General features: G+C 70.8%; 26 protein-coding genes. All 26 read left to right on the top strand.

What is annotated here, in order from left to right; all coding sequences use genetic code 11:
• Nucleotides 1-55: 55 nt before the first annotated feature.
• The 26 genes from E4P38_RS02925 to E4P38_RS02805 all read left to right on the top strand — a co-directional run bounded on the left by E4P38_RS02925 (nt 56) and on the right by E4P38_RS02805 (nt 17383).
• Complete coding sequence (locus E4P38_RS02925) at nt 56-265, top strand: hypothetical protein (protein WP_135130234.1); 210 nt, start codon at nt 56-58, stop codon at nt 263-265.
• A 99-nt stretch (nt 266-364) separates the two neighbouring features.
• Nucleotides 365-859, top strand: a complete 495-nt coding sequence (locus E4P38_RS02920) for a helix-turn-helix domain-containing protein (RefSeq protein WP_135130233.1) — start codon at nt 365-367, stop codon at nt 857-859.
• Nucleotides 856-1104 carry a hypothetical protein gene (locus E4P38_RS02915; protein ID WP_135130232.1) on the top strand — a complete coding sequence of 83 codons (249 nt, stop codon included), beginning with the start codon at nt 856-858 and terminating at the stop codon, nt 1102-1104. The genes E4P38_RS02920 and E4P38_RS02915 overlap by 4 nt, the downstream gene beginning before the upstream one ends.
• A complete protein-coding gene (locus tag E4P38_RS02910) occupies nt 1101-1904 on the top strand; it encodes a GIY-YIG nuclease family protein (RefSeq protein WP_135130231.1) in 804 nt (267 codons plus the stop codon). Before E4P38_RS02915 ends, E4P38_RS02910 begins: the two co-directional genes overlap by 4 nt.
• A 25-nt stretch (nt 1905-1929) precedes the next feature.
• On the top strand, nt 1930-2181 hold the full coding sequence (locus tag E4P38_RS22760; protein ID WP_167760427.1) for a hypothetical protein: 252 nt from the start codon (nt 1930-1932) through the stop codon (nt 2179-2181).
• On the top strand, nt 2178-2465 hold the full coding sequence (locus E4P38_RS02900) for a hypothetical protein (RefSeq protein ID WP_135130230.1): 288 nt from the start codon (nt 2178-2180) through the stop codon (nt 2463-2465). Before E4P38_RS22760 ends, E4P38_RS02900 begins: the two co-directional genes overlap by 4 nt.
• A complete protein-coding gene (locus E4P38_RS02895; protein WP_135130229.1) occupies nt 2465-3286 on the top strand; it encodes a hypothetical protein in 822 nt (273 codons plus the stop codon). Before E4P38_RS02900 ends, E4P38_RS02895 begins: the two co-directional genes overlap by 1 nt.
• Nucleotides 3287-3527: 241 nt before the next feature.
• Nucleotides 3528-3893 (top strand): hypothetical protein, encoded by a 366-nt coding sequence (locus tag E4P38_RS02890; RefSeq protein WP_135130228.1) that lies wholly within the window; start codon nt 3528-3530, stop codon nt 3891-3893.
• Entirely contained in the window at nt 3865-5433 is a 1569-nt protein-coding gene (locus E4P38_RS02885; protein WP_135130227.1) for a hypothetical protein, read from the top strand. The genes E4P38_RS02890 and E4P38_RS02885 overlap by 29 nt, the downstream gene beginning before the upstream one ends.
• A gap of 17 nt (nt 5434-5450) precedes the next feature.
• Nucleotides 5451-6770, top strand: a complete 1320-nt coding sequence (locus E4P38_RS02880; RefSeq protein WP_209308907.1) for a hypothetical protein — start codon at nt 5451-5453, stop codon at nt 6768-6770.
• A gap of 14 nt (nt 6771-6784) precedes the next feature.
• Complete coding sequence (locus E4P38_RS02875; protein WP_135130226.1) at nt 6785-8200, top strand: head maturation protease, ClpP-related; 1416 nt, start codon at nt 6785-6787, stop codon at nt 8198-8200.
• Between the two features lie 3 nt (nt 8201-8203).
• Nucleotides 8204-8590, top strand: a complete 387-nt coding sequence (locus tag E4P38_RS02870; RefSeq protein ID WP_135130225.1) for a capsid cement protein — start codon at nt 8204-8206, stop codon at nt 8588-8590.
• Between the two features lie 19 nt (nt 8591-8609).
• Complete coding sequence (locus E4P38_RS02865) at nt 8610-9512, top strand: major capsid protein (RefSeq protein ID WP_135130224.1); 903 nt, start codon at nt 8610-8612, stop codon at nt 9510-9512.
• The gene (locus tag E4P38_RS02860) at nt 9512-10108 is read left to right on the top strand and encodes a hypothetical protein (protein ID WP_135130223.1); all 597 of its coding nucleotides are present in this window, start codon (nt 9512-9514) and stop codon (nt 10106-10108) included. The genes E4P38_RS02865 and E4P38_RS02860 overlap by 1 nt, the downstream gene beginning before the upstream one ends.
• A gap of 24 nt (nt 10109-10132) precedes the next feature.
• Nucleotides 10133-10546, top strand: coding sequence for a hypothetical protein (locus tag E4P38_RS02855; RefSeq protein WP_135130222.1), 414 nt, complete (start codon nt 10133-10135; stop codon nt 10544-10546).
• Nucleotides 10543-10941: a hypothetical protein gene (locus E4P38_RS02850; protein WP_135130221.1), complete on the top strand. Its 399-nt coding sequence runs from the start codon at nt 10543-10545 to the stop codon at nt 10939-10941. The genes E4P38_RS02855 and E4P38_RS02850 overlap by 4 nt, the downstream gene beginning before the upstream one ends.
• A complete protein-coding gene (locus E4P38_RS02845; RefSeq protein WP_135130220.1) occupies nt 10941-12200 on the top strand; it encodes a hypothetical protein in 1260 nt (419 codons plus the stop codon). Before E4P38_RS02850 ends, E4P38_RS02845 begins: the two co-directional genes overlap by 1 nt.
• Entirely contained in the window at nt 12200-12322 is a 123-nt protein-coding gene (locus E4P38_RS23735; RefSeq protein ID WP_280791039.1) for a hypothetical protein, read from the top strand. Before E4P38_RS02845 ends, E4P38_RS23735 begins: the two co-directional genes overlap by 1 nt.
• Nucleotides 12322-13551 carry a hypothetical protein gene (locus E4P38_RS02840; RefSeq protein WP_135130219.1) on the top strand — a complete coding sequence of 410 codons (1230 nt, stop codon included), beginning with the start codon at nt 12322-12324 and terminating at the stop codon, nt 13549-13551. The genes E4P38_RS23735 and E4P38_RS02840 overlap by 1 nt, the downstream gene beginning before the upstream one ends.
• The gene (locus tag E4P38_RS02835) at nt 13551-14567 is read left to right on the top strand and encodes a hypothetical protein (RefSeq protein ID WP_135130218.1); all 1017 of its coding nucleotides are present in this window, start codon (nt 13551-13553) and stop codon (nt 14565-14567) included. The genes E4P38_RS02840 and E4P38_RS02835 overlap by 1 nt, the downstream gene beginning before the upstream one ends.
• A gap of 33 nt (nt 14568-14600) precedes the next feature.
• On the top strand, nt 14601-14909 hold the full coding sequence (locus tag E4P38_RS02830; protein ID WP_135130217.1) for a hypothetical protein: 309 nt from the start codon (nt 14601-14603) through the stop codon (nt 14907-14909).
• A complete protein-coding gene (locus E4P38_RS02825; protein ID WP_135130216.1) occupies nt 14906-15379 on the top strand; it encodes a hypothetical protein in 474 nt (157 codons plus the stop codon). The genes E4P38_RS02830 and E4P38_RS02825 overlap by 4 nt, the downstream gene beginning before the upstream one ends.
• Before the next feature lie 2 nt (nt 15380-15381).
• On the top strand, nt 15382-15711 hold the full coding sequence (locus E4P38_RS02820) for a hypothetical protein (protein ID WP_135130215.1): 330 nt from the start codon (nt 15382-15384) through the stop codon (nt 15709-15711).
• Between the two features lie 3 nt (nt 15712-15714).
• Nucleotides 15715-16563, top strand: a complete 849-nt coding sequence (locus E4P38_RS02815) for a hypothetical protein (RefSeq protein WP_135130214.1) — start codon at nt 15715-15717, stop codon at nt 16561-16563.
• Nucleotides 16560-17057 carry a hypothetical protein gene (locus tag E4P38_RS02810; protein ID WP_135130213.1) on the top strand — a complete coding sequence of 166 codons (498 nt, stop codon included), beginning with the start codon at nt 16560-16562 and terminating at the stop codon, nt 17055-17057. The genes E4P38_RS02815 and E4P38_RS02810 overlap by 4 nt, the downstream gene beginning before the upstream one ends.
• Nucleotides 17058-17119: 62 nt before the next feature.
• Nucleotides 17120-17383, top strand: coding sequence for a hypothetical protein (locus E4P38_RS02805; protein ID WP_135130212.1), 264 nt, complete (start codon nt 17120-17122; stop codon nt 17381-17383).
• Nucleotides 17384-17386 lie beyond the last annotated feature (3 nt).

Below are 17386 nucleotides of genomic sequence, written 5' to 3'. Positions count from 1 at the left end.
GTAGTACGGTATGCTTCTTCTTGTCCGGCAGCGAGCCGGACAGGAAGGAGAGGGGGTGAACATGGACAAGGTCGTTCGCCAGATCGTCAAGGCCCTCGAAGCGCAAGGGTTCGACGTGATCGAGACCAAGAACGGTCGCCTGCAAGTGGTGGACCGTGACGGGGACTGGATCGCGACGTTCCCGATGCGCTTCAAGGCCGGTACCGGTCTGGACAACGCCCTGGCGCCGCTACGGCGCGCCGGGTTCCGCTGGCCCGACAGCTAGCGGAGAACCGGGGCCGGGGACGCGCGAATCGTCCCCGGTCCCGGGACCCGGTTCCATGTTCCCCGCTCTCCGACCCAGAACACCAGGGAGGTCCCACCGATGACCGACTACAACGCGCGGATCGAGCTCGACTCGCGCGACTACGACGAGGCCGCCGTCGACGTCCTCATGGACGTCGTCGAGCCCTACGCCGGCGTCGTCGCACGCGCGGTCCACGGCGGCCGCGTCGAACTGATCCTCACCGTGCCAGCGGACAACCTGCGGCAGGCCACCATCACCGCGCTGTCGATCGTCCTGGCCACCGGCCACCAGGTCTACGCGCTCGAGGTGCTGCCCACCGACGCCTTCCATCAGCGCATCAACGCGACCACGGTCCCCGAACTGCTGTCGGTGACCCAGACCGCCGACGAGCTCGGGATCTCCCGGCAGCGTGCGCTGCAGCTGGTCAACGCCGGCCAGCTCGACGCGGTCAAGGTCGGCGACACCTGGGTGATCCCGAGGCAGGCCGTCACCTCCCGCGCCAGCCAGCGCCGGCGGCGGGTAGAGGCGGTCGCGGCCGACCTCGACCGCCCTGAGGTCGTGAGCTACCCGTGAGCGGCAACCCCGAGGGCCTGGCCTGGGAAGCCGTGCAGCGCGACGGCGACGCCGTCCTCCCCGACGGGTGGGCCGACCTCACACCCGACGAGCGGGACACGTTCCGCGACGAGCTCGAAGATTGGATGTCGAAGGCGGAAGCGCAGCCGCAGCTGTTCGCCGACCAGGGGGCTCGGGCCGCTCATCTGCACGCGCTGACCGTCCCACCGGGCGACGCCGTCGGCTGGGCGTTCGTCAGGCCATGAGCGATCCGGTCTGGCGTACAGCCGAGCAACTCGCTGTCCTCTTCGACGTCCAACTCCGAACCATCTGGGCATGGCGCCGACGCGGCCACATCACCCCCGTCGACGGCCGCTACGACCTCGCCGAGGTCGTCCGCTGGTACGACGAGCAGCGCAACACGCGGATGGCCGCTCTTCGACAGGGAGTTGCGCCCTCAACCACAGGTCGTGTATACCAATCCGCGGGGCGACCGCATACCCGGAAACTGTCGGCAGGCTCGCCCATCATCACCGCCGTGGACTTCGGCGCGACCTTCGTCGCCAACGGCACCGCGGCCTCCTTCACGCTCCCCGCAGAAGCGCCCCAGCGTGAACCGCAGCCCTGGGACGGCATCGTCGAGTCCGACCTGCCGGGCCCCATCAAGGCCCGCGTCGCTGCTCGCTGCAGCTACCTCCAGCGCATCGGCGTCCCCATCACCTCCGAGCTGCTCGACCGAGTCGCCGACGTCGAACACCGCGACGCCGCCCGGCGCACGCTGCAGCCGGTCAACGAGCCGGTCACCGTGTTCTACATCCGCGTCGGCCAACTCATCAAGATCGGGCAGACCGTCGACATCGCTAGCCGGCTCCGGGCATACCCGCCGAACGCTGTGCTGCTCGCCACCGAGATCGGCGAGCACCGCGAACTAGAAGCCGAACGACACCGGCAGTTCCGTCTCGACCACGCTCATCGCCGCGAGTGGTTCCACCCGAGCGCCGCGCTGATCGCGCACATCAACTCGCTGCGGGAGCAGCCACTCACCCCAGCCGAGCTCGCCGCGTAGCACTTCATCGCGAGGGGAGGTCGCCATGCCCACCCCAGCCCGCGATCTCGCCGCCATCGAAGCCGAGCTCCGGCGCTTCACCGCCGCCCGCTCCGTCAAGGTCGCCGCCCGCGACCGCCGCGACGCCGACATGCTCCGCGCCCTCGCCGACGTCGAGCAGTACGAAGCCGACATCCGCTCCACCGACGCACACCTCGACGAGCTCCTCGACGAACGCGACCAGCTGGTCCACCCCGAGCGGTACGCGCCCGACGCCCGCATCGGCCCCACACCGTGACCCGCGGCCGCCGCCCCTCCATCTTCCAGATCGGCCAGATCCGCGACGACGGCACGACCGTCACCGTCAGCGGCTGGGGCCTCGGCCTCTGCGCCGACAACTGCAACTGCCACCGCCACCCCGTCGGCCGGCACCTCACCCTCTTCGAGGACACGGCCACCGGCAGCCTCGGCCTCGTCCGCCACGGCGGCCCCTGCGCCTGCTGCCAGCCCTGGACCTACGCCGAGCTCGAGGCAGTCCTCCAGGACCTGGCCGACGTCGCCGCCCTCATGGCCGAGGCCTGATGCCGGCGCGCAAGAGCACCACCGAACGAGGCCTCGGCTGGCAACACCAGCAGGACAAGCGCCGCACCCTCGCCCGCCACAAGGACGGCGACCCCTGCCCCTGCCTCGACCTCAACGACTGCGGACCCGCCTGCCTCTGCCGACCACACGGCGAAGGCCTCCCCATGTACCGAGACGCGGCACGCAACCCCGACGGCATGCCGCTCGAGCTCGACCACACACTCGCCCGCTCCCAAGGCGGAACCCGAGGCGACCGCCTCCTCCTCGCCACCTGCAACCGCAGCCGAGGCGACGGCACACGCACCACCGACGCCGTCCCCTTCACCCGCCCCGAGTGGTGGACCGACAACTGGTTCGACGTGCCGACCACCCCGACACCCGGAGATGGCCGGCCAGGTGCTGGCGATCGCCTCGTCGTCCTGCTCTGCGGCCCAGCCGGCGCAGGGAAGACCACCGCCGCCCGCGTCTCCGGCCTCACCGTCTACGACCGCGACGACCCGCAGTGGACCACCGAGACCCAGTTCACCACCGCCCTCGCCCAGCTCGCCGCCGACCCACACGCACGGGCCGTCGTCATACGAGCCGGCGCCACCAGCAGCGCACGCGCCAAGGCAGCCGCCCTCACCGGCGCCACCCACATCTACCTGCTGCTGCTCGACCAGGCCGAGCTCGGACACCGCGTCGCCCACCGCAACCGAGCAGACAAGCACGCGGGCCTCGCATCCATCCGCACCTGGTTCGAACGCTTCGACCGCGACGACGACGTCGAGGACTTCCCCGGCTGGGCTGCGCTCGGCATCAGGCAGGCCGCGACCGTCTGACCATGCACGGAAGTGCATGACGAACGCAGGCCGGTGGATGGCCATGCACGGAGGTGGATGACGGCGTGCCACCACGGATGATCTTGAAATATCCAGCACATGATCATCCTGACCCCCGCGCAGCAGTCAGGATTTTTCTCTCTGGCCCGGTTGCCACCAAGGCCGGGGGCCGCCGGGCGACGGCTGTATGGCCATTCACCAGCGGCTTCCCCGCTCTGCATGGTCATGCATGGGGCGTTCGATGACGCCGCGAAAGCCCGCGGTCCGGCACCGCGCCGGGCCGGTCGAGCGGCGGATCAAGGCCGAGTTGAAGGCCGCTGGCTGGACGGCGACGTCGGTGGGTCCGGCGTCCTCGATCGCGGCGATCGCGGTCGACCTGGCGCAGACGCAGGACCGGACGACGGCCGCGCGGGACAAGGCGGCGCTCGCTCGCGAGCTGCGGATCCAGCTGCAGACGTTCCGCGGACTGTCGGAGCCGTCGAAGGGGGACGCGGTTGACGAGGCAGCCGACGAGCTTTCCGGTGGGGCTGCAGGAGCCGCGGATCCGGATCGTGTCGGCGACGGCAACGTGCGACCGTTTGGGCGACGCCGCCCTGCGGCTGGTTGACCGCCTCGGTCCGAACGTCATCGACCTGATCCCCTGGCAGGAGGGGTCGGTCCTCGACATCTGCGCGACGGACGCGCAGGACCAGTTCGCGGCGAGCGCGGTCGGCGAGGTGGTGAGCCGGCAGAACGGCAAGGGCGGCGTGCTCGAGGTGCGCGTGGTCGCCGGCGTCACGCTGCCGCAGTTCCGCGAGAAGCGGATCCTCTGGACGGCGCACACGTGGAAGACCGCGGCGGACGCTCACGAGCGGGTTGCGAAGATTTTCCTGAGCCACCCGGACCTGAAGTCGCGGCTGAAGGGCAACGGGGAGCCCCACGCCGGCGGGATCGGCTACGGCAACGTGAGCCGGTCGATCAACCTGAAGGACGGGTCGCAGATCCTGTTCTTCACCCGGTCGAACTCTGCAGGTCGTGGTCTGTGGGCCGACATGCTGATCGTCGACGAGGCGCTGGACGTCACCGACTCGGAGCTGTCGGCTCTGCGGTACACGCTCCGGACGGCGGCGATCCGGACGGGCCGGCGGGCACAAACGATCTACGTGTCGACGCCGCCTGATGAGGAGACGCACCACAACGGGGTCGTTTTCGCACGCCTGCGGAAGCGTGCCCTGTCGGGCGCCCGGGGTGTGACGTGGATCGAGTTCAGCGTCCCGTCGCTCGAGGACCTCACGGCGGCCGCGGAGGCCGAGGGGCGGAAGCTGCTCGGCGATCCTCGGTTGCCCGATCCCGAGCTCGAGCCGCCGCCGGAGACGGTCGCGCTGTGGCAGCAGGGGAATCCGTCCCTGGGCTACCTGTTCGACGTCGGCACGCTGCAGGCGGACCGCACGGAGTCCGGGGACCGTGGGTTCCTCGTCGAAGGTCTGGCGGCCCCGGACTACTGGCCGGATCCGGATCCGAACGAGGCCGGCGAGTCCGCGTTCGACTTCGAGGTATGGAAGGCCCGGCGGGATCCGCTGTCGGCGCCGGTGGGGCCGCTCGCGTTGGGCATCGAGGTGTCGCTTCGGAGGGTGGCCACGATCTCTGTCTGCGGGTGGCGGACGGACGGCCGCAAGCACGGCGAGGAGATCTGGTCGGGGCCGTCCTCGGCCGCGGTCGCCGTCCTGAAGAAGATCATCGCGAAGGTCGACCCCGCGACGCTGGTGATCGACAGCCGCGGCAAGGGCGGGTCGCTGCTTCCGGACATCCGCGCTGAGGGCTTCGACCCGCAGGTGCTGACGTCGATCGAGCGGTCGCAGGCCGACGAGGGCCTGGTGCGCGACATCGAGGCCGACGAGCTGCGCCTGCCGGGCGTGCCGATGCCGGAGACGGACGCGGCCGTGGAGTCGGCGACCTGGCGGCAGTCCGGGGACGTCCGGTACTTCGACCGGCGCGCGGGCGGCGCCGGCATCAGCCAGGTGGTGTCGCTGTCCCTGGCCCGGCACGGGCTGCTGACCGTCGCGGCGCAGCCGGTGAAGCAGACCTTGCCGACCGCCCGAGTGATCAAGGCCGATACAGCGGAACTCGCGTCCGTCGGTGTCGGTGACCTGTCGACCGTCGGCTTCTGAGAGAGGGGTGGTGTCGCGTGGCTGAACCCATCCCGCTCCGGTCACCCGGTGGCCGCCCCCGGCGGAGCTCGCCGTCGACGGAGGTCGGCTACTCGTCGCCGCAGGACGAGGCGTCGTGGTGGTCAGTCAACGTCGAGGAGACGCCCGAGCTGCAGTGGCCGTTGTCGATCGAGGTGTTCGACCGGATGCGCCGGCAGGACGCGCAGGTGCAGTCGGTGCTTCGCGCGGTGACGCTGCCGGTGCGGCAGACGGAGTGGCGGCTGGACCCGGCCGGCGCCCGCGACGAGGTCGTCCAGTTCGTCGCCGACGACCTGGGCCTGCGGATCAAGGGCCAGGACGACGACACCCCGCCGGCGCGGACCCGGGATCGGTTCTCCTGGTCGGAGCATCTGCAGAACGCCCTGCTGATGACGGTGTTCGGGCACATGTACTTCGAGCAGGTGTACCGGCCGCTGGGCGCCGACGGTTTCATGCACCTGCGGAAGCTGGCGCCGCGGTGGCCACGCACGATCTCGAAGATCAACGTCGCCATGGACGGCGGCCTGAAGTCGATCGAGCAGCACCCGCCGGCCGGACTGATCGCCGTCGACGGCAAGGGCCCGATCCTCGACGTGACCCGGCTGGTCGCCTACGTCCTCGACCGTGAGGGCGCCAACTGGCTCGGCACGTCGCTGCTGCGGGCCGCCTACAAGCACTGGCTGATCAAGGACCGTCTGCTGCGCACGTGGGCGCAGACGATCGACCGGAACGGGATGGGTCTGCCGGTCTACACCGGCGGCGATCCGAACCTCGTGACGGTGCCGCCCGACGACCTCGACAAGGGCGAGGGGGTCGCCAAGTCCGTGCGGTCGGGGGACAACTCCGGCGCCGGCATCCCCTTCTCGGCGAAGCTCGAGTTGCTCGGCGTGAAGGGAACACTGCCCGACGCGGAGAAGGCGGTTCGCTACCACGACGAGCAGATCGGCCGCTCGGTCCTCGCGCACTTCCTCAACCTGAACGCGCAGGGCGGCTCCTACGCCCTCGCGTCGGTGCAGGCCGGCACCTTCTTCGGCTCCCTCAACTCGCTGGCGCAGACCTTCGCCGACACCACCACGCAGCACGTCGTCGAGGACATGGTCGACCTGAACTTCGGCGTCGACGAGCCGGCACCGCGGGTCGTCTTCGAGCCCATCGGCCGGGACAGCGCCGCTGTCGTGGCAGCCGTCAAGGACCTCTTGGCGACGGGCGCCCTGAAGGCGTCGCCCGGTCTGGATTCCTGGCTGCGTGACCTCCTGGGCCTTCCGGCGAAGGACTACGTCATCCCGCAGCCCAACCCCGCCTCTGGAGGCGACCAGTGACCCGTGATCCCCGAATGCCCGCCCTGGCGGACCTGCCGGTCGAGCAGCCCCGCGAGTGGTTCCACATCGGCCCAGCCCGCGCAGAGGTCGTCGGTGACCAGTCCGGGGGCGAGAACAGCGAGCGGAAGACCGCCGACGTCTACATCTTCGACGCGATCGGTGGCTGGTCAGGCACCACGGCCACGAGCTTCGTTCGCGACGTGGCTGCGCTGGACGTCGACCACATCGACCTGCACCTGAACAGCCCCGGCGGCAACGCCATGGACGGCGTCGCGATCGCCAACGTGCTCCGCCAGCACCGGGCCGAGGTCACGGTCTGGGTCGATGGGATGGCCGCCTCCGCGGCCTCGGTGATCGCGATGGCCGGCGACGAGGTCGTGATGGGCATCGGCTCGCAGATGATGATCCACGACGCTTCGGGCTACGCGTTCGGCCCGGCGTCGGAGATGCGCAAGGCCGCCGAGATGCTCGACTCGACGAGCAACGCGTACGCCTCTGCGTACGCGGCGAAGGCCGGCGGGACCTCAGCGGAATGGCGCGGGGTCATGGTCGAAGAGACCTGGTACACGGGCGAGGAAGCCGTGGCCGCGAAGCTGGCCGACCGCATCGCCACGGCCGAGGACAACGGCCGAGCATCCGGCGAGCAGGTCGTCCCCGGCAGCTCGACGCCGAGCTTCTGGGACATGTGGGACCAGCTGGCGTCTGCCGACCGGCACACCGAGACGGTACGCAAGCTGTTCGCCTACGCCGGCCGCGCCGAGGCTCCTCCTCCGCGACTGCCGGGTGGCGCCGACCTCGTCGTGCAGGGGCGGCTCGTGACCGCTCTGACCGGTGCCCGCCGCGAGATGAGCTCCGAGGGGCTCCTCCACGTGGCACCCGACGGGAAGCGGATGTCCTACGCCGCCTCCCCCCAGACCCCCGCCGCGTCCGCGAGCGGGTCAACGCACAAGGAGAGGAGCACGCCCGTGCCTTTCACGGACGAGCAGCTCGCCACCATGCGGACGACGCTCGGACTCGCGGCGGATGCCAGCGAGGACCAGATCGTCAGCACGGTGGCAGAGATCAAGAAGGACTCCGCCAAGGAGCCGAACGCGGCGCTCCCCGAGGGCGCCGTCGCCATCGACTCCGGTGTGCTCGAGCAGCTGCGCACCGACGCGGCCTCGGGGCGCGCGGCGCGGGAGCAGCAGCAGGCGGAGCGCCGCGAGCAGATGGTCAACGCGGCCATCAGCGAGGGGCGCACCACGCCGGCCGCCAAGGCGGCTTGGCTGAACAAGCTCCAGGTCGAGGGCGAGGTCGCCGAGCAGCAGCTCGCCAGCCTGGCCAAGGGCCTGGTGCCGGTGGCCGAGCTCGGCCACGACCAGCAGCCGGCCGCCCAGGAGGACCTGGGCTGGTTCGGTGCCGTCTCCACCACGACCAGCCGGGAGGGCTGACCCATGGCCAACGAGAACGTCGGCGTCTACGAGCCGGGGGTCGACCTCACCTGCCACGCCTCGGCTGCCGTCACCGGCAAGCGGTTCGTTTCCATCACCGGCAACCGGCAGACCGCGGACAACGGCGGCAACATCACCGTCGCCCACACCGGGGCCGGCGCGAAGGCGTTCGGCGTCTCGAAGTACGACGCCGCGTCCGGCGGCAAGGTCGGCGTGATGCGAGGCAACTCGCGGGTCACCTACGTCAACTGCGCCGCGAACCTGGCCGCCGGTCAGGACGTCGAGTCCGACGCGTCGGGTCGAGCCATCGTCAAGGCCAGCGGCGTCGCCGTCGGCTTCGCCGTCACCGCCGCCACCAGCGGCGCGGACGCCGAGATCTCCCTCTACTGAGCCCCGAGGAGCCCAGACCATGACCGCACCCGTGTCCTACCCCCTCGGGGCGCCGGTTCTCACCGGCAACACCCTGACGGTCGACACCGCGCTGAAGCAGCCGGGCCGCATCACGAAGCGGATCGCGGACCTCACGCTGCAGAAGTTCATCGTCGACCGGATCTTCGCCTCGTCCGGGACCACCGTCGCCTCCGGCGCCGTGATCTTCGACCAGGCCACGTCGAACCAGCTCTACACCAGCCGGGACGTCGAACGCCGGATGCCCGGCGACGAGTACCCGATCGTCGGGGCCCCCCGGACCGCGCCCCAGGTGGCCCTGTCCGAGGACTGGGGTGGCAAGTTCTGGATCTCCGACGAGGCGGTCCGGCGCAACGACAAGGTGTACTTCGACAACCAGACCACCGCCCTGGCGAACACCATCGTCCGGAAGGTCAATACCCGGGCGATCATCACGCTCGAGGCGGCGATCGCCGCGCTCGGCGGCGCCGGGGTCATCACCGGCGTGAACTGGGGCGCCGTCGTGACCGGCGGCTCGTCGCAGTCGAACAACAGCCTGTGGCCGGCGGCGGACTTCGCCAAGGCCCAGCTGGCTGCCGACGTCGACGAGCTCGGCGTCGTCTACGACCTGTGGCTCGTCAACCCGACGCAGTACGCGGCGCTCGTCACGGTCTACGGCGCGAACCTCGGGGAGCTGCTGCGCTCCAACAGCATCGAGCTGTTCGCCTCCAACCGGGTGCCAGCGGGCACGGCCTACGCCGTCGCCCGGGGCCAGGTCGGCTTCCTCGACTACGAGCAGGGCCTCGCCACGGAGACGTGGCGGGAGCCGAAGACGAAGCGCCAGTGGGTGCAGTCGTCGGTCATGCCGATCATGGGCGTGACCAACCCGTACTCGATCAAGAAGTTCACCGGGCTGGCCGGCTGATGGCCGCCGTGGAGCGCGTGGTCAAGCACGCGGTGTTCACCTACCTCGACTCAGACGGTGTCTACCGCACGGCGCTGCGCGGCGAGACGATCTCGATCGACGGCGACGAGCTCGCCCGCGGCGAGCGGTTCGACGTCTTCTTCGACGACGACGAGGCCGCCGACGTGAAGCCGCCACTGGACGGCGCCCTGGTCGGTGACGACGAGATCCTCGACGGCGAGATCGGCGAGGTCGACCTGGTGGCCGCCGTCGCCAGCCTCGACGACGAGCAGCGGGCGGCCCTCGCGGATGCTCTCGCCGCGACCGCCCCGTCGTCACCCGCCGGCGCGCAGCCGACCCCGCTGGACCGGGATGCGGCCGCGGCGGGGGCGGACGAGCTGTCGTCGACGGGGGTCGTCGCCGACTCGGAGTCCGAGCCTGAGCGGCCGCCGCAGACGGCGAACAAGGCCATCTGGCTGCAGTTCCGCGGTCTGGGTGACCTGACCGAGGAACAGGCCGAGGCCATCACGGTCAAGGAGCTGAAGGACGACGAGTTCATGGCGTCCTACCAGCGGCCGGCGGGCGACCCGGGCGGCCAGCCCGGCGCCGGCGCCTGACCGCCTGACGGGAGGAGGTCCCGGATGTCACTGCTCACCGCGAAGGACGTCCGGGACCTCGTCCCTCAGGAGGACTTCTCCGACGACCAGCTGGCCGTCACCATGCGGCTGGTCGCCGGGTGGCTCCGCGAGGACTCCGGGCTCACGGAGCTCCCGGACCCGCTGCTCGACACGCACGCCCTCTGGTCGCCGGCGCTCGAGCTCGTCGCCCTGGTGGCGGAGAACCCGACGTCACTGGCTTCCCGGACCTCCGGACCGACGTCGGCGACCTGGCCGCAGGCTCGGCGCCGGGATGCCATCCGAGCAGGGGTCAGGGCCACCTACCGGGCGGCCACCGGCGGCCCGCGGGGCTCGTTCCCGCCGGCGCAGCCCTGGCCGGACCCTGCGCTGCCGGCGAAGTACTGGGACCCGGTCCGCCAGGTCTGGTGCGTCGCGTGAAGCTCGGTAACCACACGATCGGGCTGCGGAAGCGGATCCCGCGCGTCGACGGCGACGGGCAGCCCGTCCGCACCCCGATCGGCGCCCAGGTCGTCGACGTCGTCGACGCCAAGGTGCGCTGGTGCCTGGTGACACCGTCGACGGCGCGGTCGCTGGACAACGACGAGCCCGAGGACCGGTCGGCGCCGATGACGACCGGCATGACGCTGCTCGCCCCGCCCGCCGGTGTGGCGGCCGTCGGGGGTCTCGACGCGGCCGATGTCGTCATGTGGCCGATCACCTCGGAGGAGACGGTCGACGGGGCGCTGAAGCTGTCCGGGCCCGTCTATCAGGTCGACGGAGAGCCCGGGCCGTGGGCTGAGGCGCTCCAGGCGCAGCTGAGGAAGTCGAGCTGATGGCAGTCGACGAGTTCTACGTCGTGTCGACGACCCTGAACCCGGGTGTCCAGTACAACGTGACGCGGGCGGAGATGGAGCTGCTCGCGGAGCTCGGGATCCTCATCGGCGAGCCGGTCGCCCCCGCCGAGGTCCTCGACAGCCAGCTCGCGGACCTGATCAACGACATCAACTCGCTGGTCCACGCCGCCGTCGAGCAGTTCCCGCCGGGCCCGCACACTCACCTCGCGGTCGACATCTCGGACTCCGGTTCGGTGGGCCGGGCGCTGCTGGCCGCGACCGCTGCTCTCGGCGCGCGCGCCACGATCGGCCTCGACCAGGTCGACAACACGTCCGACGCCGCGAAGCCGGTGTCGACGGCGCAGCAGGCGGCGCTGAACCTGAAGGCACCGCTGGCCAGCCCGGCCTTCACCGGCACGCCCACCGGCATCACGAAGGCCCACGTCGGACTCGGCAGCGTCGACAACACCTCCGACGCGAGCAAGCCGGTATCCACGGCGCAGGCGGTGGCCGACACCGCGGCGAAGGCCCGGGCCAACCACACCGGCACCCAGGCAGCGGCCACGATCTCGGACCTGACCGAGACGGTGCAGGACATCGTCGCGGCGCTGATCGTGGCAGGCACGAACGTCACCACCACGTACGACGACGTGGCCAACACGTTCACGATCAACTCCTCCGGCGGCGGGGGCGGGACCACCGACCCGGAAATCGTCCGGGACACGATCGGCGGCGCGCTGGTCGCCGGCGCCGGCGTCACGATCACGGTCAACGACGCCGGGGACACGATCACCATCGCGTCCACGGCGGTCCTGCCGACCCGGCAGGTCGTGTCGGGCACCGGCCTGTCCGGCGGCGGCGATCTGTCGGTCGACCGGACCCTGGCGGTCACCTACGGCACGACGTCCGGCACCGCGGCGCAGGGCAACGACAGCCGCATCGTCAACGCGGTGCAGACCGGGGACGCCAGGGTCACCGCCGACCAGGCCGCCGGCACCGCCTCGATCCGCACCATCGGCACCGGCGCGCAGCAGGCGAAGGCGGGCAACTACACGCCGCCGATCGCCGACCTTCCCGCCGGGTCGACGCTCTACGTGGACCAGAACGACCCGGCCGGGACCTGGCCGAACCGACCGACCTCGCGCACCGACATCAAGGTGATCTGGACGAAGACGGTCGTCGGCTCCTCCGACCCGGCGGCGGCCACCAGCCCCGCTGTCAACGGCGCCTACTCGAAGGATCTCGTGGTGGGCGTCTGATGGCCGTCTTCGTGCTGATCGGCCTGGCCCTGAAGGCGAAGGGACGTCCAGACCGTCCGGTGTCACCGGCAGTCGGCGGCGGCAGCAACGTCGTGGCCTCGACCGTGACGACGACGGTCTGATGGCCGACCTGAGCGTCCCGCTCTCCGACACCACGATCGTCGACGGCCAGGCCGGGCACGCGGCGCTTCACTCCGAGGTCGCCGACTACACCGAGACCCTGCGTCAGTGGAGCCGAAACCTGCCCGTCCCGGAGACGGTCGCCTCGGCCTGGCCGAACACAGTGCTGCTCTCGTCGTTCGCCGGGGCCACGCCGGCGGACAAGCTTCGGGCGGCGATGACCTACGGGGCGGCGCAGACCTTCAAGCCCGCGATCCTCTACGTGCCGACCACCGACGTCTACGACGCCGGCGCCACGCCGTTCCAGCTCTACGACGGCTTCAAGCTGCTCGGCACCGGCACCGAGAGCGAGTTCGGCTACGGGTCGAAGATGCAGGTCCGGGGCACGAACGGCGTCTTCGCGCTGAAGCCCGGCGCCGGCGCCCGCACCCAGGGCGTCGTCCTCCGGGACATCGACTTCGAGGCCAACGTCAACACGGCCGGGATCTTCCAGGAGCAGGCGTCCAACGGGTCGCAGGGCATCCTCGCCTACTCGCACATCGAGAACTGCTCGTTCGACAACTTCAAGTGGCTGATCCGGCTGCCGATGCTCGGCTGCTTCACCAACGGCGGCGGCCACGTCAACAACTTCATGGAGGACCCGGTCCGGATCTCCGGGTCGGACAACATCCTGTGGCCCGACGGGCTCATGTACGACATGAGCTACTTCGGCCCGACCACCTACGGGCAGCGGGCCACCGAGTACCTGTTCGAGGCCGCCAGCCTTTCGAAGACCTACGTCGGGCCCATCTACATCACCGGCGACCCGGGGACCGGCGTGCACGTGACCGGCAGCAACGTCGGCCAGCTCGTCTTCAATGGGGTCCGCTCCGAGGGCCGGAACTCCGGGCTCCCTTCGGCGGGCGCCGCGTTCCGGATCGAGGGCGCGAACGGCGTCACCCTGCGGGACTGCTGGGCGTCCTACGCAATGGCCGACCCGTCGGCGACCGGCCGGGACGACGCCGGGGTCATCCACGTCGCCGGCACCTCCCGGGTGCTCATCGACGGGCTGTGGACCGACGCGGGCAGCAGCACCCGTCGCCAGACCGTGCCCACCGTCTACTGCGCATCGGGCGCGACCGCTCGGGTGCGCAACACGATGCGCGGTATCAACTGGCCGGGGTCCGACGGCCTGCCCCGGTACTCCGGTGCCGGGTCGATCTCGGTGGACGACTCGATGGTGGCGCTCTAGTGGCCGTACCCGTCCTGCTCACCGGGGCAGGCGACTACGCCGAGTTCGTCTCGGCCACGACGACATCCATCGTCGTGAGCAAGCCCGCGAACACCGCCGTCGGTGACCTGCTGTACGCCGAGGTCTACACCCGGAACACGACCGCGCCGTCCACGCCTTCGGGCTGGACGTCGGTCCCGTCCCCGGCGTCACCCGCGCAGACCGTCGGCGTGCTCCGCATCTTCGTGCTGCCGGTGCCCGACGCGACCGCGCTGGGGTTGCTGCCGGCGTCGTGGACGTTCACGACGGCCAACGGCCGGGCAGCGGCGCGCATCTCTCGCATGACCGGTGCCGACCTGGCCGCCCCCGTGGACTCGATCGGGAACTGGGTCGCGTCGCAGGCGGGGAATACCCCCATCCCGCAGACGACGACCGTGGCAGCGAACACGCTGCTGCTGGCCAACGTCGCGCTGAACACCACGTCGGGCGCAGCTCGTACCGCCATCCCCCCGGGCACCATGACCGAGGCGTACGAGATCCTCGCCGGGGCCAACCCACCCGCCACGGCGCTGTCGCTGCACACCGAGTCACGGCCGACAGCCGGCGCGACCGGCACCCGGACCGTGACCTACTCCTCGGCGGGGCTGGAGTCGGGGGCCGCGTACCTGGTCAGCATCAAGGGAGCGGCAGGCAACACCCCGCCGACCGCTTCGGCCGGTGCCGACCAGGTCAACGTCGAGCCCGGTGCGACGGTCACCCTGACCGGCACCGACGGCGACACCGACGGGACCGTGGTCACCCGGGCGTGGGCGCAGACAGCGGGTTCCCCCTCGGTCACGCTGTCGGGCGCAGCGACGGCGACGGCGACCTTCACCGCCCCGCTGACCCTGGCCGGGACGACGCTCACGTTCCAGTACACGGCGACCGACAACGGCGGTGCCTCCACCTCGGACACGATGACCGTGACTGTGCTGCCCGCCTCCGAGCGAATCATGCTGTCCGGCTCCTGGGTCCCCGCGCGTATCCGGAATGTCTGACGCTCCTTCGATCCACGGGGACGGGGAGGGCTCATGGCGCGCGTCGTAGTCCACGAGGACGCCCTCGACCAGGTCGACACCGAGCCGACGATGCGCCGCATCGCGGAGGCGATCGCCTCCGACGCCCGCACGCTGGCGGAGAAGGGGCGGACACTGGGCCTCAGCTCCGGCATCAGCGTCACCGAGGTCTCCGACTCGCACGCGATCATCGAGTCGACGGCCGCCAACCCGCGGTCCTCACCGGAACACGCCGCCTACCCGTACTGGGTGGAGAAGGGCACTCGCCGGTCGAAGGCGAAGCCCTACATGCGGCCGGCCGCCTACAAGTACCGGTCGTCGTGAGCTCGCCGCTGTTCCGGCCGACGTCGCTGCTCGTCTGCTCGGCGTGGCTGCGGCTGGCGTCCGGCGTCCGGGTCGACACGAAGCTGCCCGACACGGTGGACGAGGCGCTGCGCACGGACGGATTCATCCGCATCGGTGGGGCGCTTGGCGGCGACCCGGGCCTGGAAGTGCCCATGCGGAATCCCGTGGTGTTCGTCGAGTGCTGGGTCGCACCGAATCCCGGCGGCCAGGGAGACCCGCAGGAGACGGCGTGGCTGACCGCTGATCAGATCGCCGCCCGCCTGCTGGAGGCCACCTGGGACCGGCAGCTGCAGGGCGTCGACGTCGACCTGTCGACGTTCGGCAACTACGCGCCGGCACGGGTGCACGACGTCATCGCGCTCACCGAACCGGAGCGCGTGGAGGAAGAAAAGTCCGACTTCGCGCGGGTCGACATCGACCTCGCCTTCACCTGGACCCAAGGAGCCTGACCATGCCCACCGTCCGCGACACCATCAACCCGCTCAACGAGCGGGAGGTCTCCGAAGAGGAAGCCCTCGATCTCGATCGCATGGGTCTCCTGCTGAAGAACCCCAACCGGGCCAAGAGGCCCGACACGCTCCTCGCCGTCGCCACCCGTCAGGTGGTCGAGCAGCTCGAGGGCACCGCCACCGTCCCCACCACCGCGCCTGCGGTCGTCATCGGTGTCGGCGACCCCGCTGACGACCCGATCGTCGACGACGAGGACGAGGACGACCAGGACCCCGGGGCTCCCCCGGTGAGCACCACCGACGACACCCCCAACAGCAACCAGGAGAGCTGACCCATGGGCATCACCGCCACCAACCTGTTCGCCGGTCCGGCCGACGTCTTCGTCGGGCCGTTCGGCGCCACCGAGCCGCTGCACGCGCTGGCCCTTCCCGTGTTCCCGTTCCGGGACGTCGGCGCCACCGGGGCGGAGGCTTCGCTCACCATCGGCCAGACCTACGTCGACCTGGTGGCCGAGCAGATCGCGATGGCCGCCGGCGCGGAGCTGTCGGAGCAGATGACGAACATCACCGTCTCCTTCGCCGAGCAGACGATGCCGAACCTGCGGACCGCGCTGAACATGCCGAACCCCGTCGGCACGAGCGAGGTGCAGACGATCAGCCTCGGGTCGGCCACGGCCGGGACGATCGCGATCACCGTCAACGGGCAGACGACCGGGGCGATCGCCTACAACGCGTCGGCGGCCACGGTGCAGACCGCTCTGGAGTCGCTGTCCAACGTCGACGCCGGCGACATCGTGGTCACCGGCGGCCCGCTGCCCGCGGCGGTCACCCTGACCTTCGGCGGCTCGTACGCGGGCACCGACGTCGGCCAGGTCACCGTGGCCCCGACCGGCCTCACCGGCGGCACCGTGACGGTCGCGACCGGCACCCAGGGCGCGCCCGGCCCCACGCTGGCGATCAGCGGCAAGCTGCTGAACACCGGGCCCAACTACACGTCGGTGCTGCTGCGCGGCCGGAAGCCCGGCGGGGGGATGCGGCACGCCGTTGCGCGCCGGTGCCTCTCGACGGAGAACATCGCGCTGGCGTGGAAGCGGGGGGAGCAGAAGTTCATCCCGGTGACCTTCAAGGCCTACTACGTGTCCGACTCGATCGACGCCGTCTGGGTCGAGGACCGTCAGGCATGAGCACCCCCGCCGTGAAGAAGACGACGGTCAAGAAGACGGCGGTCAAGCGCTCACCGCGCGCCGCCAAGCCGACCGCGGGGGCATCGACCGCGATCTCCGAGGAGGAGTTCGCGGCGCTCCGTGAGGACCTGGGCGAGCAGGAGCTCGCTCCGGGAGAGATCCGGCCGGTCATCATCGGCAAGCGCGGCCGCCGCGGCGACGTCCCGGTGGCGATGGTGACGCTGTTCGAGCTGGACGACGTGCCGTACCAGATCCCGCGGAACCCGTCGGCCGCGCTGGTCCTGTCCTGGCTGCTCGACGCACAGAAGGCCGGCACGGCGAACGCGAACTTCAAGATGGGCGTCGAGCTGCTCGGCGAGGAGCCCCTCAACGCGCTGAAGGCCTCGCCGGAGGTGGAGCCGGAGGACCTCGCCGACATCTTCTCCAACATCGGCACGGTGTTCTTCTCGTCGGAGAACTATCAGAAGGTCATGGCGGCCCCGGACCCCTCGTAGCGCGGGTCGAGGAGGTCCTCTGGGTCCTGGACTGCCTCGACGACGTCGTCGACGACATCTCGGTGTTCCACCGCGTCGACGAGCCGCTGGAGCTCCCCAGCTCGCGCTTCTTCCAGCACGCGCAGCGCCTGTACGTGCGAGGCGGCGCGGTCACCGCCGCTCTGGCCACCGCCGGCCCAGTCGGCCGAGAGGAGATGATCGCTCCGCCTCCTCCGCCCACCTCGAGCGCCCCGGGGATCTCTGCCGGGACCCCTGACGACATCGCCGCGATGGCTGCCATGTCACAGAACCCGGGCTTCCCCGGCATCGGCTACAGCGGGGGGTGATTC

Source organism: Blastococcus sp. CT_GayMR16, assembly GCF_004570875.1.
In the GTDB taxonomy this organism is placed as follows: Bacteria; Actinomycetota; Actinomycetes; order Mycobacteriales; family Geodermatophilaceae; genus Blastococcus_B.
This window is presented reverse-complemented; position numbering and strand designations above follow the sequence as displayed.

Coding starts and splice junctions, on each gene's coding strand:
- E4P38_RS02920 (WP_135130233.1), top strand. CDS start 365: ATGACCGACTACAACGCGCGGATCGAGCTCGACTCGCGCGACTACGAC.
- E4P38_RS02910 (WP_135130231.1), top strand. CDS start 1,101: ATGAGCGATCCGGTCTGGCGTACAGCCGAGCAACTCGCTGTCCTCTTC.
- E4P38_RS22760 (WP_167760427.1), top strand. CDS start 1,930: ATGCCCACCCCAGCCCGCGATCTCGCCGCCATCGAAGCCGAGCTCCGG.
- E4P38_RS02895 (WP_135130229.1), top strand. CDS start 2,465: ATGCCGGCGCGCAAGAGCACCACCGAACGAGGCCTCGGCTGGCAACAC.
- E4P38_RS02890 (WP_135130228.1), top strand. CDS start 3,528: ATGACGCCGCGAAAGCCCGCGGTCCGGCACCGCGCCGGGCCGGTCGAG.
- E4P38_RS02875 (WP_135130226.1), top strand. CDS start 6,785: ATGCCCGCCCTGGCGGACCTGCCGGTCGAGCAGCCCCGCGAGTGGTTC.
- E4P38_RS02870 (WP_135130225.1), top strand. CDS start 8,204: ATGGCCAACGAGAACGTCGGCGTCTACGAGCCGGGGGTCGACCTCACC.
- E4P38_RS02865 (WP_135130224.1), top strand. CDS start 8,610: ATGACCGCACCCGTGTCCTACCCCCTCGGGGCGCCGGTTCTCACCGGC.
- E4P38_RS02860 (WP_135130223.1), top strand. CDS start 9,512: ATGGCCGCCGTGGAGCGCGTGGTCAAGCACGCGGTGTTCACCTACCTC.
- E4P38_RS02855 (WP_135130222.1), top strand. CDS start 10,133: ATGTCACTGCTCACCGCGAAGGACGTCCGGGACCTCGTCCCTCAGGAG.
- E4P38_RS02845 (WP_135130220.1), top strand. CDS start 10,941: ATGGCAGTCGACGAGTTCTACGTCGTGTCGACGACCCTGAACCCGGGT.
- E4P38_RS23735 (WP_280791039.1), top strand. CDS start 12,200: ATGGCCGTCTTCGTGCTGATCGGCCTGGCCCTGAAGGCGAAGGGACGT.
- E4P38_RS02840 (WP_135130219.1), top strand. CDS start 12,322: ATGGCCGACCTGAGCGTCCCGCTCTCCGACACCACGATCGTCGACGGC.
- E4P38_RS02830 (WP_135130217.1), top strand. CDS start 14,601: ATGGCGCGCGTCGTAGTCCACGAGGACGCCCTCGACCAGGTCGACACC.
- E4P38_RS02820 (WP_135130215.1), top strand. CDS start 15,382: ATGCCCACCGTCCGCGACACCATCAACCCGCTCAACGAGCGGGAGGTC.
- E4P38_RS02815 (WP_135130214.1), top strand. CDS start 15,715: ATGGGCATCACCGCCACCAACCTGTTCGCCGGTCCGGCCGACGTCTTC.
- E4P38_RS02810 (WP_135130213.1), top strand. CDS start 16,560: ATGAGCACCCCCGCCGTGAAGAAGACGACGGTCAAGAAGACGGCGGTC.